At 70.6% G+C, this 14,899-nt stretch carries 12 protein-coding genes; 8 read left to right on the forward strand and 4 right to left on the reverse strand.

Annotated elements, in window-relative coordinates; genetic code table 11:
• Positions 1 to 60: 60 nt before the first annotated feature.
• The 5 genes from ACZ6Z4_RS33455 to ACZ6Z4_RS33475 all read left to right on the forward strand — a co-directional run bounded on the left by ACZ6Z4_RS33455 (position 61) and on the right by ACZ6Z4_RS33475 (position 4,572).
• A complete protein-coding gene (locus tag ACZ6Z4_RS33455) occupies positions 61 to 597 on the forward strand; it encodes an RNA polymerase sigma factor (RefSeq protein WP_465574073.1) in 537 nt (178 codons plus the stop codon).
• On the forward strand, positions 594 to 1,814 hold the full coding sequence (locus ACZ6Z4_RS33460; RefSeq protein WP_465574075.1) for a hypothetical protein: 1,221 nt from the start codon (positions 594 to 596) through the stop codon (positions 1,812 to 1,814). Before ACZ6Z4_RS33455 ends, ACZ6Z4_RS33460 begins: the two co-directional genes overlap by 4 nt.
• Positions 1,815 to 1,895: 81 nt before the next feature.
• Complete coding sequence (locus tag ACZ6Z4_RS33465) at positions 1,896 to 2,798, forward strand: phosphotransferase family protein (protein WP_465574078.1); 903 nt, start codon at positions 1,896 to 1,898, stop codon at positions 2,796 to 2,798.
• 47 nt (positions 2,799 to 2,845) lie between these two features.
• On the forward strand, positions 2,846 to 3,364 hold the full coding sequence (locus ACZ6Z4_RS33470) for an RNA polymerase sigma factor (RefSeq protein WP_465574083.1): 519 nt from the start codon (positions 2,846 to 2,848) through the stop codon (positions 3,362 to 3,364).
• A complete protein-coding gene (locus tag ACZ6Z4_RS33475; RefSeq protein WP_465574088.1) occupies positions 3,364 to 4,572 on the forward strand; it encodes a WD40 repeat domain-containing protein in 1,209 nt (402 codons plus the stop codon). Before ACZ6Z4_RS33470 ends, ACZ6Z4_RS33475 begins: the two co-directional genes overlap by 1 nt.
• 50 nt (positions 4,573 to 4,622) lie before the next feature.
• On the opposite strand, the gene ACZ6Z4_RS33480 is transcribed toward ACZ6Z4_RS33475, so the two are convergent.
• Entirely contained in the window at positions 4,623 to 7,568 is a 2,946-nt protein-coding gene (locus ACZ6Z4_RS33480) for a S8 family serine peptidase (protein WP_465574094.1), read from the reverse strand.
• Positions 7,569 to 7,901: 333 nt separating this feature from the next.
• On the opposite strand from ACZ6Z4_RS33480, the gene ACZ6Z4_RS33485 reads away from it, so the two are divergent.
• Both ACZ6Z4_RS33485 and rpsT read left to right on the forward strand, forming a co-directional pair.
• On the forward strand, positions 7,902 to 8,363 hold the full coding sequence (locus tag ACZ6Z4_RS33485) for an SRPBCC family protein (RefSeq protein WP_465574097.1): 462 nt from the start codon (positions 7,902 to 7,904) through the stop codon (positions 8,361 to 8,363).
• A gap of 137 nt (positions 8,364 to 8,500) precedes the next feature.
• A complete protein-coding gene (rpsT, locus tag ACZ6Z4_RS33490; protein ID WP_344167817.1) occupies positions 8,501 to 8,761 on the forward strand; it encodes a 30S ribosomal protein S20 in 261 nt (86 codons plus the stop codon).
• A 553-nt stretch (positions 8,762 to 9,314) separates the two neighbouring features.
• Here rpsT and ACZ6Z4_RS33495 read toward each other — a convergent pair.
• The 3 genes from ACZ6Z4_RS33495 to ACZ6Z4_RS33505 all read right to left on the reverse strand — a co-directional run bounded on the left by ACZ6Z4_RS33495 (position 9,315) and on the right by ACZ6Z4_RS33505 (position 13,051).
• The gene (locus ACZ6Z4_RS33495; RefSeq protein ID WP_465574102.1) at positions 9,315 to 9,845 is read right to left on the reverse strand and encodes a GNAT family N-acetyltransferase; all 531 of its coding nucleotides are present in this window, start codon (positions 9,843 to 9,845) and stop codon (positions 9,315 to 9,317) included.
• Between the two features lie 1,152 nt (positions 9,846 to 10,997).
• Positions 10,998 to 11,981 carry a DNA polymerase III subunit delta gene (holA, locus tag ACZ6Z4_RS33500; protein WP_465574105.1) on the reverse strand — a complete coding sequence of 328 codons (984 nt, stop codon included), beginning with the start codon at positions 11,979 to 11,981 and terminating at the stop codon, positions 10,998 to 11,000.
• A 65-nt stretch (positions 11,982 to 12,046) separates the two neighbouring features.
• Positions 12,047 to 13,051, reverse strand: a complete 1,005-nt coding sequence (locus tag ACZ6Z4_RS33505; protein WP_465574108.1) for a hypothetical protein — start codon at positions 13,049 to 13,051, stop codon at positions 12,047 to 12,049.
• A gap of 601 nt (positions 13,052 to 13,652) precedes the next feature.
• On the opposite strand from ACZ6Z4_RS33505, the gene ACZ6Z4_RS33510 reads away from it, so the two are divergent.
• Positions 13,653 to 14,885 carry a ferredoxin reductase domain-containing protein gene (locus ACZ6Z4_RS33510; protein WP_465574111.1) on the forward strand — a complete coding sequence of 411 codons (1,233 nt, stop codon included), beginning with the start codon at positions 13,653 to 13,655 and terminating at the stop codon, positions 14,883 to 14,885.
• The last annotated feature ends 14 nt before the right edge of the window (positions 14,886 to 14,899 follow it).

The raw sequence follows: 14,899 nt of genomic DNA on the forward strand, positions 1-14,899 counted from the left end.
ATCGAAGCGTCCGGCCGTGCAACAAACCGGGTGGCCCGGGGTCTCTCTACCGTGACGAACATGACGCTGAGCCTGGGGGGCTCCGACTCTCACCCACCGCCGGTCGCGGAGCGTGAGTCCGCGATCACCGCGCTCTACGAGCAGCAGTGGGCCGGGATGGTCCGGCTGGCGCTGCTGATGCTCGGCGACCGTGCCTCGGCCGAGGACGCGGTCCAGGAGTCCTTCGCGGCCGTCTACCGGCGCTGGGACAAGATCCAGGACGGCACCCGGGTCGAGGCCTACCTGCGGTCGGCGGTGCTGAACACCAGCCGCTCGGTCCTGCGCCGCCGCAAGCTCGCCGTACTGCACCGGCAGCCGGTCGATCCGCCGGTCTGGTCCGCCGAGAGCCAGGCGATGCTCGGCGAGGACCGCCGCGAGGTGCTGGCCGCGCTGGCGACCCTTCCGGCCCGCCGCCGCGAGGTCCTGGTGATGCGGTTCTACCTGCACCTGTCCGACGCCGAGATCGCCGAGACGCTCGGCATCACCGAGGTCTCGGTCCGTTCCACCGCCTCCCGGGCGCTGAAGTCCCTGGGCGCGAAGCTGAAGGAGGACCGATGAACCTCGACCAGCGTCTGACCGACGCCCTCGACGCCGCGGCCCGTACCGTCCCGGACGACGCGGTACCGCCGGCGCTCGCACCCCAGCCGGTACGGCGTACGCGGCGGCCGGTCCTGGTGGTCGCGCTCGCCGCGGCGGCAGTGGTCGCGGCGGTCGCCGTACCGCTGGTGGTCTCGCGAAACGACGACGGCGCCGCGACCGGCGTCTGCGCCCCCGCGCCTTCCGTCGCGCCGCTCGCCTACCAGCAGCTCAACGGCACCAAGCCGCCGACGCCCGAGCTCGACCGGCTGCCGTTCGGCGCACCGCCGCGGGTGCCGTTCACGATGGCGAAGGACCACACCTTCAGTGTCGGCTACCTGCAGGACGGCAACCTCCGGGTGCCACTGGAGAGCGGCTGGGCCTACTTCTCGATCGGCCGGGTCGAGTGCGGATGGATCGCCGGACGGTTCCGCGCGACCGGCCCTGGCGTTGCCCCCGAGCTCGGGCGGCTCGACACGTCCGGTGCGTTCACGTCGTTCGGACCGGTCACCGGGGACGGCGGCGGCCTGTCGCCCGACCGCCGACAGCTGGTGTTCGTCGCCCCGACCGACGACGGCCGGGCCCGGGTCGGCGTCCGGAACGTTGCCACCGGCAAGGAGACCGCGTCGGTGCCGACCGACCGGAACACCGAGGTGGTGGGCTGGAACGCCGACGGGATCTGGTTCATGGAGGAGCGCGAGCACTCGAAGACGCGGTTGTGGCGACCGGGCTCCGATCCGGTGCCGGTCGACACGGACGGACGGCGGCTCACGGCGTACGGGACGACCGACCGGGTGCTGCTGGACGAGCGGGACGAGGACGAGGGCGGCCAGGAACCAGAGTCCTGTGTGCGCGTGGCCGTGCTGGACGGCTCGCGGCTCGAGACGCTGCGCGAGCAGTGCGGCAGCAGCAGCGGCGCCCTGTCGCCTGACGGGAAGTACCTGCTGGTCGGAGCCAGTACGGTCGACAGAGTCTCCGTCGACACCGGCGCGAAGGCCCGTCTGCAGGTGCCGCCGCTGGTGTTCCGCCCCGACCACGAGACGTTGTGGGAGGACGCCACCCACGTGCTGACCTCGGGCGGGATCGGCACCACCCGTGGGGTGACCCTGCGCTGCGACGTGATCAGCGGCCGGTGCGAGCGGATCCAGGACGGGCCGCAGCGGTCGGGACCCGCCGGCCCCGGGCTCGGCCGGCCGTAGGGAGGCCACCGGCCGGGCCAAGGGGTCCGGCCGGTGGAAATCCGCTGCGGCGGCCCCGGCCGCCGTCTACCCTCTTGCCGTATGGCACACGCGGTGGTGGACCGGTTGCCCTACGAGAGCGCCCCGGCGGGCGTGCGGTCGTGGGTGGAGCGCTCGCTGGGCTCGTCAGTGGTTTCGGCGGTAACCCAGCAGGGCGGCTTCTCGCCGGGCGTCGCTGCGCGCCTGGTGACGTCGTCCGGCCGGCGAGCGTTCGTCAAGGCCGTCGGGCCGGAGCTCAACCCGGGCACGCCCCAGCTGATCCGCAACGAGATCACCGCGATGCAGGCGATCGGCCCGCTCCCGCAGATCCCTGGCCTGTACGGCGTGTACGACGACGGCGACTGGGTCGGGATCCTGCTGGAGGACATCTCCGGCTACATCCCGCCGCACCCGTGGCACCAGCACGACGCCTCCCGGGTGCTGGACGCGCTGGCCGAGCTGTCCGAGTCGCTGGACCCGTCGCCCTGGGAGGAGGCGCCGGTCGCCGCTGAGCGCAGCGAGGCGTTCCTGAGCCGCTGGGAGTTGCTGATCGCCGACGGCATCGCCGTACCGGACTGGGCGAAGGGCAGCGAGCAGGAGCTCGCCGAGCTCGCCCGTACCGGGCTGGACGAGCTGGCGAAGGGCAAAGCCCTGGTGCACTGGGACCTGCGCGCCGACAACCTGCTGCTGACCGAGGACCGGGTGGTGTTCATCGACTGGGCGCACGCCTCGATCGGCCCGGTCTGGACCGACACGGTGATCATGTGCGCCGACATGTACGGCGCTGTGGACCTGCCTGCGCTCCCGGACGAGCCCGGTGTCGACGGGCTGATCTCTGCCATCGCCGCTGGGCTGCTGTGGGGCAGCGCCCAGCCGCCGCAGCAGAACATCCCGACCATGCGCGCCTGGCAGCGGGAGACGGCGCTGGTGCACTTCGACTGGCTGCGGGAGCGCCTCGGGCGCTGACGCAGCGTTCCGGTGCGCCGGGCGTCTAGAGGGGTGTGACGAACCCAATGGTGAGTATCGGCGCCGCCGTACCGGTGCCCGACGACGCGCCGGCTGCCGTGACCCGGTTGTACCGGGAGCACTGGGGCGGCCTGGTCCGGTTGGCGGTGCTGATGGTCGACGACCGTCAGTCCGCCGAAGACCTGGTCCAGGAGGCCTTCGCCGAGCTGTACCGGCGCTGGCCCCTGGACGATTCCGCGAAGGCCCTCGGCTACCTGCGGACGACAGTGCTGAACCGCAGCCGCTCGACGCTGCGCCGCCGCCGCGTCGCCCGGCTCTACGTCCCGCCGGCCGACCGGCCCGGCGCCTCCGCCGAGAGCGAGGTCGTGCTCGGCGAGGAACGCCTCCAGGTGCAGCGCGCGCTGAGCCGCCTCCCCCGGCGTACCCGCGAGGTGCTGGTCCTGCGCTACTACCTCGATCTCCCGCACGCCGAGATCGCCCAGATCCTCGGGATCAGCGAGTCGACCGCCCGCGCCACCGCGTCGCGCGGCATCGCGATCCTCACCGAGCAGCTGAAGGACGCCTGATGAACGACACCGAGACCCGCCTGCGCGACTACCTGCAGACCAAGGCCGCAACCGTCCCCGACCACGCCGAGCCACCGGGGCTGGAGGCGCCCGCCAAGCGACACCTGTGGCCCGTGCTCATGGCTGCCGCCGCGATCGGCGCCGTACTGGTGCTGACCGTCCCGTTCCTCGCCCGCCTCGGCGACACGGCGCAGGACCCGGCCAAGTCGGCACCGGGCCTCACGGTGCCCTACACCGAGTCGGTCCTCGACGCCCAGGGCAACGAGACGAAGACCTTGCGCGACGGCAGCACCACCGTGCGGGTGCCGGACGACGTCAGCAACTTGTCCAGCCGGGTCGCGGGAGGGTGGGCAGGCACGGTGCGGGTGCCGCGCCCCGGCGGCGGCAACGCCCAGCGCATCGGCGTCCTGCAGACCGACGGGAAGTTCCGCGCGTTCGGCCCGAAGGCCACCGACTACCTGGCGGTCTCGCCCGATCGCAGGCAACTGGCCACGGCCGAGCCGCTCGGTGGCGGCAAGACCCGGATCGGCGTGTACGACGTCGCGTCCGGCCGGCAGGTCGCCGCGGTGACGATGCCGCACCAGACCTCGGTCGTGTACGGCTGGAACAAGGACGGCGTCTGGTTCGCCGAGGACTACAAGGTCGGCGCCCAGCCGTTGGTGTGGCAGCCGTCGACCGGCCGGATCACCCAGCTCAGCATTCCTGGGTTCGATCTGCGACTGATCGCACCACCGAACGCCGACCGGGTCATGCTGGTCACCCGGGCCCAGCCGGAGGCCTGGTGTATTCAGGCGGCGAGGCTCGTCGACGGAGAGCTGGCCGTCGACCGGAAGCACTGCGGTACCGGCGGCCGCGCCATCTACCCGGAATTCTCCGCCGACGGGAACACGATCCTGGACGTCGACCAGAACCTGGTCGTCGACGTTGCCACCGGACGCGAGAAGGCGCTGCAGCTTCCAGGCCCGCTGGAGATGCTGGCTTCGACGGCCACGGAGAACGACGGCCGGCTGCTCGTCGAGCTCGGGCACCGGTTCCTGGCCCAGCCGACTTCGCCTGCTCCGGGGAGCCCGGCCACCGGGAAGCCGAAGGGCGGATCTCCTCTTCCGGAAGGTGGCGGCGCGGTCTTCCGGTGCGATCCGGCCACCGGCTCCTGCGAGGAGGCCCTGAAGATCCCGGACCGCGGGTTCGTCCGGCTGATCCAGCCGTAGACAGACCGAAGGGCCCCACGCACTCGCGTGGGGCCCTTCGGCACGTCGTACTAGCTGTCGACGCGGACCACTGTCGAGCCGGAGCCGTCGGAGCCGTTGGAGTAGGACAGGAGACCCAGGTACCGAGTACCAGCGGTCAGGCCCGACCAGTTCGCGGTGACGCTCGCCTGGCCGGCCACCTGGACGGGCTGGCTGGCAGGAGTCGCCGTGAGGTTGCCGGCGGCGCTCTGGAGCTCCCAGTGGTTCAGCTTGACTGCCTGCTCGTCCGCACCGGCGAACAGGTCGACGTACACGTCGTACGAGCCACCGGCCGGAGCGGGCAGGTTCACCTCTTCCTCGGCCGAGCCGCCGGTGCTGCTGCCGAGCAGCGTCGTCGTACCGGCGCGGTAGACGAACACGTCGAGATCGGTGCCCGCCGGGTAGTCCGCGTCGAAGGTGGAGAAGCGGGCGTACTTCGTACCGGCCGGGACCGTCACCGTGCTCTTGGCGACGTGCTCGTTGGCCGCCGGGCTCGCCGTCGGGAAGGAGACCCCGCCCGGGTTCTTCAGCGTCGCCTCGTTGACTGCTGCCGCGGACAGGCCGGCGACGGAGGTCTGCAGCGTCCCGGCGTACCCGGAGGTGAGCGGGACCGGGACGGACCCGCTGGCACCGGTGCCGTTGACCTGGACCGGCGCCTTGACGGTCAGCGGCCGGATCGCCAGCGTGCTGGTCACCTCGTGCCGTGCGGAGCGCAGGTGCAGCTTGCCGAACGAGTAGGTCTCCAGCTGCGCGCCGTTGTGCTCGAACGTCACCCGGTACGACGCGCTCGCGCCCGGCAGCAGGACCAGCAGCTTCGGCGTCACGGTGACCTTGAAACCGGCCAGGCCCTCGACCTTCGGGAAGTACACCTCGGGCAGCTTGCCGACGTTCTTCACGGTCCGCTTGACGGTCTGCTTGCCGGCCAGGTCGCCGATCGCGATCGTCGGGTAGTTCAGGTCGCTCGGGTCGATCTTGCCCTTGGCGCACAGCTCGTGGGTCGCGCCGACCTGCCCGGAGCCGCAGACGAACCGCGCCCAGTCGTCGTACGACGAGTCGTAGACCAGGCCCGGATCCATCGCCTGCTTGGGCTGCATCAGTCCGGCGCCGTAGCCGAACGGGTTGCCGGGCGAACCGGCGTCGTTCTGGATCGGCCGGCCCTCGGTGTTCACCGACGTGGCCGTGGTCAGCAGCGCCGATTTGATCGCCATCGGCGACCAGGTCGGGTAGCGGCCCTTGAGGACGGCGGCGGCACCGGCGATGTGCGGCGCGGCCATCGACGTACCGCTCATGAACGCGTACTCGCCACCGGCGGCCGCGAACTGGCTCGTCGCCGCGAGCACGTTGGTGCCGGGCGCCATCACGTCGGGCTTGAGCAGGTCGCCGTTGCCGGCCGGGGACGGGCCGCGGCTGGACGAGCTCGCGACCTTCGGCGCGTTCACGCGGACGGTCTTGGCGGCCGCGATGGTGGCGGTCGCGCCCGCGGTCGCGGCGTACGCCTTGACCTCCGGGCCGACGACGTTGTCGAGGTGCACGGTCGGGACCGAGTGCAGGTCGGAGTCGAGCGTGTTCGCGGTCGGGTTGACCAGGATCATGCCGACGCCGCCGGCCGCCTTGACCTGGCGGCTCTTGTCGACGCGGTCGCTGACGCCGCGGTCGCAGATCACGATCTTGCCCGCGGCCTTGGCCGGGTCGAGCGTGCCGGGCATGCAGAGCACCAGGTTGGTCTGGTTGGCGCCCGCGAGGCCGGCGTCCTTGGCCAGGACGAGCGGCGAGCTCGGCGTACCGTTCGCGATGCCGGCGCCGGTGTAGGACTTGCCGTTCCCGAGCGTGACCGTGGTCTGGACGTCACGGTCATGGGTTCCGTTGGCAACGGTCGTCACCCAGGGGTAGGTCTTGCCGACCGTGCTGACGCCCGGGCCGGTGTTGCCCGCGCTGGTCGACACGAAGACACCGGCCTTCGCGGCCCGCAGGAACGCCAGGCCGGTCGCGTTCACGTACGTCGAACCAGAGCCGGAGATCGAGTAGTTGATGATGTCGACGCCGTCGGCGACCGCCGCGTCGATCCCGGCCACGATGTCGGCGTCGGTCCCGCTGCCGCCACCGGCCGCGTCGACGGCCCAGAGCACCTTGTAGATCGCCAGCCGCGCCTGCGGCGCGATGCCCGAGCCCTTGCCGTAGTCGCGGCCGAGCACGGACATGTCGACGCCGTGGTTGCCGGCCGCCGTACTGGCGGTGTGGGTGCCGTGGCCGCCGTAGTCACGCGGCGAGCGGTACTCCTCCGGGATCGTGCGGTCGCCGATGCCGGCGTCGAAGTAACGGGCGCCGATCACCTTGTTGTTGCAGGTCACCGGAGCCTCGGTGCCGACCTGGCAGGTGCCCTTCCACTTCTTCTTGATCAGCGCGTCGGACTGCTTGGTCGTCTTCAGCGGCGCGAAGCTCGGCCGCTCCGGGGTGAACCCGGAATCGATCACGCCGACGATCACGCCGTCACCGGCCTTGTCGACGCCACCGGCCTGCTGCCAGGCGCCGCCCTTGCCGGACAGGCCGAGGTAGCGCGGGGTGTCGACGGTGTCGGCGTGCTGGATCTCGCTCGGCTCGACACTCTTCACACCGGACGTCTTGGCCAGCTTCACCGCGTCGTCGTGCGACATCCGCGCCGAGAACCCGGCGTACGTGTAGTCGTAGTCGTACAGCTTCTGTACGTCCGGGACCTGGTCGAGCACCTGGGTCCGCTCGTTGGCGAGGTGCTGCACGTAGCTGACCACCTGGGTCGCCTCTTTGACGAGCTTGCCGCCGGGCAGCACGCGGGTCGCGGCCAGCCCGGCGATGTCGCCGTCGTACTCGGCGACCGGGGAGTCGTCGAGCTGGACGATGTACGCGCCGGTCTCGGACTCCTTCACGCTCGGGTCCTGGGTCGCGGACGGGGTGGACGCCGTCGCGTGGTTCACGACGGTGGCGACCAGTGCGATCGCGCTCACGGCGGCGACGGTGAGCACCGACAGACGCCGGCGGGCAGAAGCTGGCACGGAGTTCCTCCAGAGCTGGACGGAGCTGGCTGGTCGGCTTGCCGACAGGTGGCCGCCGTCCCCAACGGCGCCACAGAGGGCCCTGAGTATGCCGGTGGGGTGGCGCGATGTCACGCTCGGTCGGCGCCGTGTCACGGGCTGCGGGGACGTTTTCCGCGTCGTGGCGGGGATTGATCCGTCGGGCTCGTACGCTCGCGGTTCCGGCTGTCCGCCGCTCGCCCGCACTCCCGCCCGCCGGTAGGCCGGCCCGCCCCGGCCACGCCGTTCTCGCCCCCAAGGAGTCCGATGCCCGACCTCACCGAGTCGATCTCCGTCGCCGCGCCCGCCTCGACCGTCTACGCCCTCGTCAGCGACCTCCCGCGGATGGGCGAATGGTCCCCCGAGTGCACCAAGGTCACCTGGCGCGGCCAACCGCCGTACGCGGTCGAAGGCGCCCGCTTCGTCGGCCACAACCGGATCGGCGCCGCCCGCTGGCTCACCCAGGGCGTGGTGATCCAGGCAACACCCGACCAGGTCTTCACCTTCCACATCCACTTCGGCCCCGTCCCGGTCGCCGACTGGTCCTACGAGCTAACACCGGAGCCGAGCGGCGGCTGCACAGTCACCGAAACCTGGACCGACCGCCGCCCAACCATCGTCCGAGCATCCTTCGACCGCGTCTTCGGCCGCCGCTCGGGCCACAACCAGCGCGGCATCCACACCACCCTGACCCGGCTCAAGCAGGCCGCGGAGTCCGCCGTACGCTGACCTGTGTGGGCTCCTCGGTTTGGTGCACCACACATCTTGTTGCTAATCTGTCTCTTCGCGTGTGTGCGTCGGTTTACCGCCCTGCACCCGCCACCTTTCCTGTACTGACCGCAAACTCCTGATCGAGGCTCTGCTCCGTGGCGAACATCAAGTCCCAGATCAAGCGCAACCGCCAGAACGAGGCTGCGCGGCTTCGCAACAAGTCTGTGAAGTCGACCCTCAAGACGGCTGTTCGCCGCTTCCGCGAGGCCGCCGAGGCCGGCGACTCCGCGAAGGCTCAGGAGCAGGCCCAGGTTGCTGGCCGCCTGCTCGACAAGGCCGCCAGCAAGGGCGTCATCCACGCCAACCAGGCCGCGAACCGCAAGTCGTCCATCTTCAAGAAGGCCGCTTCGCTCTGATCGCACCCTGACGATCGGCCCTCCACCACGGTGGACCGGGCCGATCGTTTTTGCGTCCCCTTTTTCCGGTCGCCTGATCTTTCTTCCGGCCGACCGATGAATCCGCGCTCCCCCACCGGTACGTATCGGTGAGGGGGCGTTCACGTCACCAGGGAGCACGCCCTGGCCACGTCACCGTCAACCAGTCCACCAGTCTCGCCGACGTCGTCACCGACCCCGACGGCTCCCCCACGGGTGACTGGGCCTTCCACCACAGCCCCACACCGGTCTCGGGCGACAAGTTCCGCCTCGGCTCGATCCCCGAACCGAGCGCTGAACGGGCGTACGACGTGGGACCTGCTCAGCGGTCTGCTGCCGACGCGCTCCGCAACCACCCCGCCAGCGCTCCCGCACCCACCTCGGCCAGAGCTCCACTCCCCCGCACACACCTCGGCTAGAGCGCCCGGCTCCCCGCACTCGCCCCCGCCGGAGCGCCCGGCTCCCCGCACTCGCCCCCGCCAGAGCTCCCGGCACCCACCTCGGCCAGAGCCCCGGCTCCTCCGCACTCGCCCCGCTACAACTCCCGGGTCATCCACACCGAGTCCCCCCGCTCAGCATCCGGTGTCACCCGCCCACTCCGCTCGAACCCCACCTTCTCCAGCACCCGAAACGAAGCGACGTTCCACTCCCGCACCGTCGCCCACAACCGCCGCCGCCCCGTCAGCCGAGCTGCCTCCACCACCGCCCGAGCCGCCTCAGTAGCAAACCCGAACCCATGAGCCCGCCGAGCCAACTCGTAAGCAATCTCAGGCTCCGCGAACGACCCCTGCCCCACGGTCAACCCGCAGTACCCCACGAACTCCCCACTGTCCCGCCGCTCCATCACCAACAACCCCAACCCCGGCGCAGCAGCCAACGGATTCTCCACCAACCACCCCCGAACCTCCTCCACCGAAGGCCGCCCGTCAGCACCCACCCGCCGCAAAGCCCGAACATCCCGCTCGAGCCACAACCCCCGATACTCCTCCACGTCCCCAGGCACCCACCGCCGCAACAACAACCGCTCAGTCCCCAGCTCACCCGGCAGTTCCCCGTAAGCAGCCACGCCCCAACGTAACCCCGATCCCGTCCACCCCACCCCCACGCGACCACCCACAACCCAACACGCCTTCAGCTAAAGCCAAATCCACCACCGTCCAAGCAACCACCTCTTCCGGCCGCAGCGGCCCCAGCCCCACAACCTGCCCGGCCGCATCCCACCAGCCCCAGGGAACACCCCACGCTGACACACCCCGCATCGGCGCCCCGCCCCTCAGCACCTCCCAGGCACCCGACACCTGTGAGACGATCCGCAGCGTCACCTGGCCGAAGCCACAACTGCTGGCTGCGCTCAAGGACACCGTCACCCCCACTTCGCCGCACCTCCCGGCCGTAGCGACCCCAGCACCGCGACGTCCCCCGGCCGCATCAGCGCCGACCTCGGGCCGCCCAATGACCCGCTCTCCCGCGGGACACATCGGGGTCGCGGTCGCCCACTGCGCCGTAGCTCCCGCCCTCAGCGGTCCCGGCCCCCGCGACCTTCCCGGCCGCATCAGCGCCGCCCCCTGGGGGACCCGGGGATGCCCCGCCCTCCCGCGGGACACGTTGGCCGCGCTCACCCTCAGCGTCTCCCGTGCGCTCGGGCTCACCGCCGCAAGTGCTCCCTGGCTCAGCGTCGGCCATGGGCTCAGCTCGCAGGCACCGTGCGCACGAGTCTGCAACCGACGCGGACTCCCGGGCCAGCGGCGTCCGAATCTGTCCCGCGACAGGCGTCGGGCGCTCAGCGTCTCCCGCGCGACCATCTGAGTCGCGCACGGCTCAGGTCTCCCGCGCGGCCGAGCAGATTCGCACCCGCTGAACCGTCACCGCGCGACGGCCGCCGGGCTGGCCACGCTGCGGCTGGCGACCCACGAGGTGTACGCAAAGCTCGACGAGACCTCGCTCGCCTCACCATCACCCGCGCGCACGGCTCACCCGTCACCCGTGGGCTCTGCTCAGCATCGCCCGTGCACTCGCCTCACCATTCCCCGTGCGCTCGGCTCAGCGTCGCCCGTGCGCTCGGCTCAGCGTCGCCCGTGCGCTCGGCTCAGCGTCGCCCGTACGCTCGGCTCAGCGTCGCCCGTACGCTCGGCTCAGCGTCGCCCGTACGCTCGGCTCAGCGTCGCCTATTGGCTCGGCCCAACCGTGCGCTCGGGTCAGCGTCGTTCGTGCGCTCGGGTCAGCGGCGTCCGTGGGCTCGGCTCACCGTGATGACCATTCGTTCCAGCGCGTACCCCGCGTCGCCCGAGGCGCCCTTCACGTCGGCGTCGGCCTGGGCTACTGCCTTGATGGCCGTGGCCAGGCCGCCTGCTGTCCAGCCGCGTGCCTGTTGGCGGAGGGTCTTGAGTTTCCACGGTGGTACGCCGACCTCGCGGGCGAGGTCTGCTTCGCGTAGGCCGGGGGGCGCGCTCGAGAACTTTGCGAGGCCTCGTAGTCCGCCGGCCATCGCGCTTGTCACCAGGACGGCGGCGACGCCGCAGTCCAGGGCCCAGCGGAGCTGTTCCAGTGCCGGCTCCGTGCGGCCTGCGATTGCTGCGTCGGCGACTGCGAAGCTGGTGACCTCGGCGCGGCCGCCGAAGTACTGGCCGATCAGGTCGGTCGAGATTGGTTGGCCGTCGGAGTCCGACACGAGTTGGGAACAGGCTCCGGCCAGCGCTCGCAGGTCGTGCCCGACTGCGTCCACCAGTGCGGCCGAGCCGCGCTCGTCGATCGATCCGCCCAGCAACCGGATCTCTCCGGCAACGAACTGCGGCAGCTCCCAGGTCTTCGGGGCGGTGGCGACGACCTCGTTCACCGAGGCCTTGCGGAGCTTGTCGAGGACGCCCTTGCCCTTCTGGCCGCCGGAGTGCACCAGCACAGCCAGTACGTCGTCCGCCGGCGACCCGGCGTACTCCAGCAGGTGCGTGACCATCTCCGTCGGCAGGTTCTCCAGCATTCGCAGGACGAGCACCCGCTCGGTCGCGAACAAGGAAGGCCCGGTCAGCTCGGCGAACACGCCGACGTCGAGCTCGCCGGCTCCGACCTCGGTGACCTCGACGTCACTCTTGCCCTTCGAGACCGCTGCGATCGCCGACCGCACCGCCCGATCCGCCAAAAACGTCTCCGAGCCGGTGACGAGCAGCACGTCACCCAGCTTCGGCGCACCACTTTTCCGAGCAGCCATATTGCGCTCAGCATCCCACGCGCCGCCGACACTCCCCGCCTCCACCCCGCGGCCGGGGTGATTGGTCAGCTGGTTTGTTGGAGGAGGGTCTCGGCCAAAGCGGTTAGTTGTGGGGTGGTGAGGGGGCCTGATTTGGAGGTCGGTGGGAGGCCTGGAGCTGCGGCGTTGAGTTGGGTGATGAGAATTCTGGTGCCGGTGGAGGTGAAGACGTCTAGGTCGTCCTGGGTGGCGCCGGTGGGGAGTTTCTGGTGGTGGGTGGCCCGTTGGGTGCCGTCAGGGCGGCGAGGGGATCTGGTGACGAGGGCGGTCAAGGCAGACGGGTCGGTCCAGTGCTGGACGGTGATGGTGACGAGGGTCGGGCCGCCGGTGCTGTTGACCGTGGCCTCCACGTAGCCAGGACCGCCGGCGTACGTGCGGGTGATCTCCAAGGGTGGACGGACGTGCTGGCGGAGGACGTCGAGGATCTGTTCGGGGTCGAGGTTTCCGCGGCTGGGGGCGGCGGGTGGGGGCGAGGGCTCGGCGAGGCGGGTCCAGGCTCGTTCCCAGGCCGGTGCGGTGACGATGCTGCGGAGCTGCTCGGGGGTGAGCGGCGGGTGCGGGCGGGAGGCGGCGGTGCTGCCGGGGGTGGGCGCGTTCCACTCGGTCAGGGCGACGATGCCGCCTTCCGGGGTGCCGAGGGTGGCGCTCCAGCGTTGGATGCCGGCTGGGTTCTTCGCCTCGGCGAAGCCCTGGTTGACCGTGACGTAGGCGCCGTCGGGTTCCGTCGTGCGGATGCACTGGTCGTACGGGCCTTGCGACAGCGGCGGGCACAGCGTCGCTTGGTCGAGGAACTCCCGCGGCAGTCGCTGCACGGAGACCTGCAGGACCACCGCGCCGGATCCGTCGTCGTACCGGACCAGGTCCTTGCCGGCCGGTGAGATGTTTCCGACGACGCCGTCGGGCAGTGCGCCGGAGAGGATGGACGTCAAGTCGTCCGCGGGCTCCTGCGGGAGGTCGGCGGAGTGCGCGCCGGGTGCACAACCGACGGCGGCGAGGAGGACAACCGCTCCCAGGATGAAATGACGTGGCATGCGGAACGTGCTTTCTCGGTCGATGGTCCGGGTGACGGCCGTCGGGAGTGCTGCCGGCGGCGCTCGAGTCGGGGCGGTATCCCAACAGTAGAAGAGGAAAGTCGGCAGGACGCCGTCGGCGGCGAGAACGTGCCAGGGGCATCGACCGGCGCGCTGACTGTTGAGATTTTGTTGCGGTGGTGTTGCACCCGCGCGTGGCGGCGAACCGGCGTGCGATCGGGGTCGTCTCAGCCTGCGACGCCGGGATGGTTCGGCGGGTTGCGCGGGCGCGGTCATCGGGGTGGTGACCGGCAGCGTACTTCGGGGTGATTCGAAATTCTGGGGGAATTTCATGGGTGCGGTGGATTTGTCGTTGGCGGAGCACGGCCGGGCTCCGGGCGTGGAAGGCACGCACGTGCGGGTCAAGCACGGCGGGCGCGGCGCCGGAGTGCAGGCAAAACGCTTGCACACAAGAGGAAACGGCACTGCACACCGCATTGACCCCTCGGGCAGGGTTGTTCGGGCCACGCCGGAGCTGGGTCGGGGTACTCCTGATCTGGAGAGCGTGGTGTTGCCGCCGGCGTTGCCGTTGGGGCGGCGAGTGCTAAAAGATCCTCGGTTGATGCAGAGTCATCGGTTGATGGCGCTGGTGGTGGGGATCAACCTGGTGCTGCTCGTGGTGGGGCTTGCGGAAACGTGGTGGGGCGGCGGGGTGCAGGGCGTGGTGAACCTCGCGCTGGTTGCACAGGGCAACTTTGCGATGGGGGTGCTGGTTCGGCAGCAGTTCTTCGTGAACGCGTTGTCGCAGCTCGTCATGCGGGTGCCGAAGTCGTGGCCCTTGCGGGTGCGGTGGGCACTGGCCAAGGGGTACCACCTGGGTGGGTTGCATGTGGGTGGTGCTGTCTGCGGGACGTTCTGGTTCCTCGGGCTGACGGTCGTTGCGGTCGGTGAGGTCGCGGCGGGGCCAATGCTGGTGTACGTCGTGCAGGCCGCCTTTCTGATGGGGATCGTGATGACGTCTCGGCCCAAGGTTCGGGCGCGGCGGCATGACCTGTTCGAGCGCATGCATCGGTTCGGTGGGTGGGGACTCTCGGTGTTGTTCTGGGTCGGGGCGGTGTTGCTGGTCGACGAGCGGCGTGGGGACGAGTCGCTGATCTCGGCGTTGGTCGGTACGCCGACCGTGTGGGTGTTGGTCGTGACCACGGTCAGCTCGCTGGTGCCGTGGATGTTGCTGCGGCGGATTCCGGTCGAGGTCGTACGACCGTCGTCGCACGTCGCGTTGGTACGCAGCGGGAGTCGTACGCCGATGGCCGGCACCACCCGGGCGATCTCGCGGCACCCGCTGCGTCAGTGGCACAGCTTCGCGGTGATCCCGACGCCGGGGCAGGACGGGTTCCGAATGGCCGTGTCGCGGGCCGGCGACTGGACCGGGGAGTTCATCGACGCACCGCCTTCGCACGTGTGGGTTCGTGGTGTCGCGACGGCGGGGATGGCGAACTACGGGACCGTGTTCAACCGGGTCGTGTACGTCGTGACCGGGAGCGGCATCGGGCCCGTGCTTGCGCACGTGCTCGCTGCGCGGGTGCCGCACCGGCTGGTGTGGGTGACGCGGGATCCGGTGAAGACGTACGGGCAGGAACTCGTCGACGAGATCCTGGCCGCGCAGCCGGACACGGTCATCTGGGACACCGACGCCAAGGGCAAGCCGGACATGGTGAAGCTCGCCTACGCGGCGTACGCGGGCTCGGAGGCCGAGGCGGTGATCTGTGTGTCGAACAAGAAGGTGACCTGGTCGGTGGTGCACGGGATGGAGCGGCTGGGAATCCCTGCACTGGGGCCGATCTGGGACTCCTGAGCTCCTTGCCGCGG

Source organism: Kribbella sp. NPDC104740 (assembly GCF_055583505.1).

Bases quoted from the DNA above. Each gene is read 5' to 3' on its own strand.
- ACZ6Z4_RS33455 (WP_465574073.1), top strand. From the start codon at position 61: ATGACGCTGAGCCTGGGGGGCTCCGACTCTCACCCACCGCCGGTCGCG.
- ACZ6Z4_RS33460 (WP_465574075.1), top strand. From the start codon at position 594: ATGAACCTCGACCAGCGTCTGACCGACGCCCTCGACGCCGCGGCCCGT.
- ACZ6Z4_RS33465 (WP_465574078.1), top strand. From the start codon at position 1,896: ATGGCACACGCGGTGGTGGACCGGTTGCCCTACGAGAGCGCCCCGGCG.
- ACZ6Z4_RS33470 (WP_465574083.1), top strand. From the start codon at position 2,846: ATGGTGAGTATCGGCGCCGCCGTACCGGTGCCCGACGACGCGCCGGCT.
- ACZ6Z4_RS33475 (WP_465574088.1), top strand. From the start codon at position 3,364: ATGAACGACACCGAGACCCGCCTGCGCGACTACCTGCAGACCAAGGCC.
- ACZ6Z4_RS33485 (WP_465574097.1), top strand. From the start codon at position 7,902: ATGCCCGACCTCACCGAGTCGATCTCCGTCGCCGCGCCCGCCTCGACC.
- holA (WP_465574105.1), bottom strand. From the start codon at position 11,981: ATGGCTGCTCGGAAAAGTGGTGCGCCGAAGCTGGGTGACGTGCTGCTC.
- ACZ6Z4_RS33505 (WP_465574108.1), bottom strand. From the start codon at position 13,051: ATGCCACGTCATTTCATCCTGGGAGCGGTTGTCCTCCTCGCCGCCGTC.
- ACZ6Z4_RS33510 (WP_465574111.1), top strand. From the start codon at position 13,653: ATGCAGAGTCATCGGTTGATGGCGCTGGTGGTGGGGATCAACCTGGTG.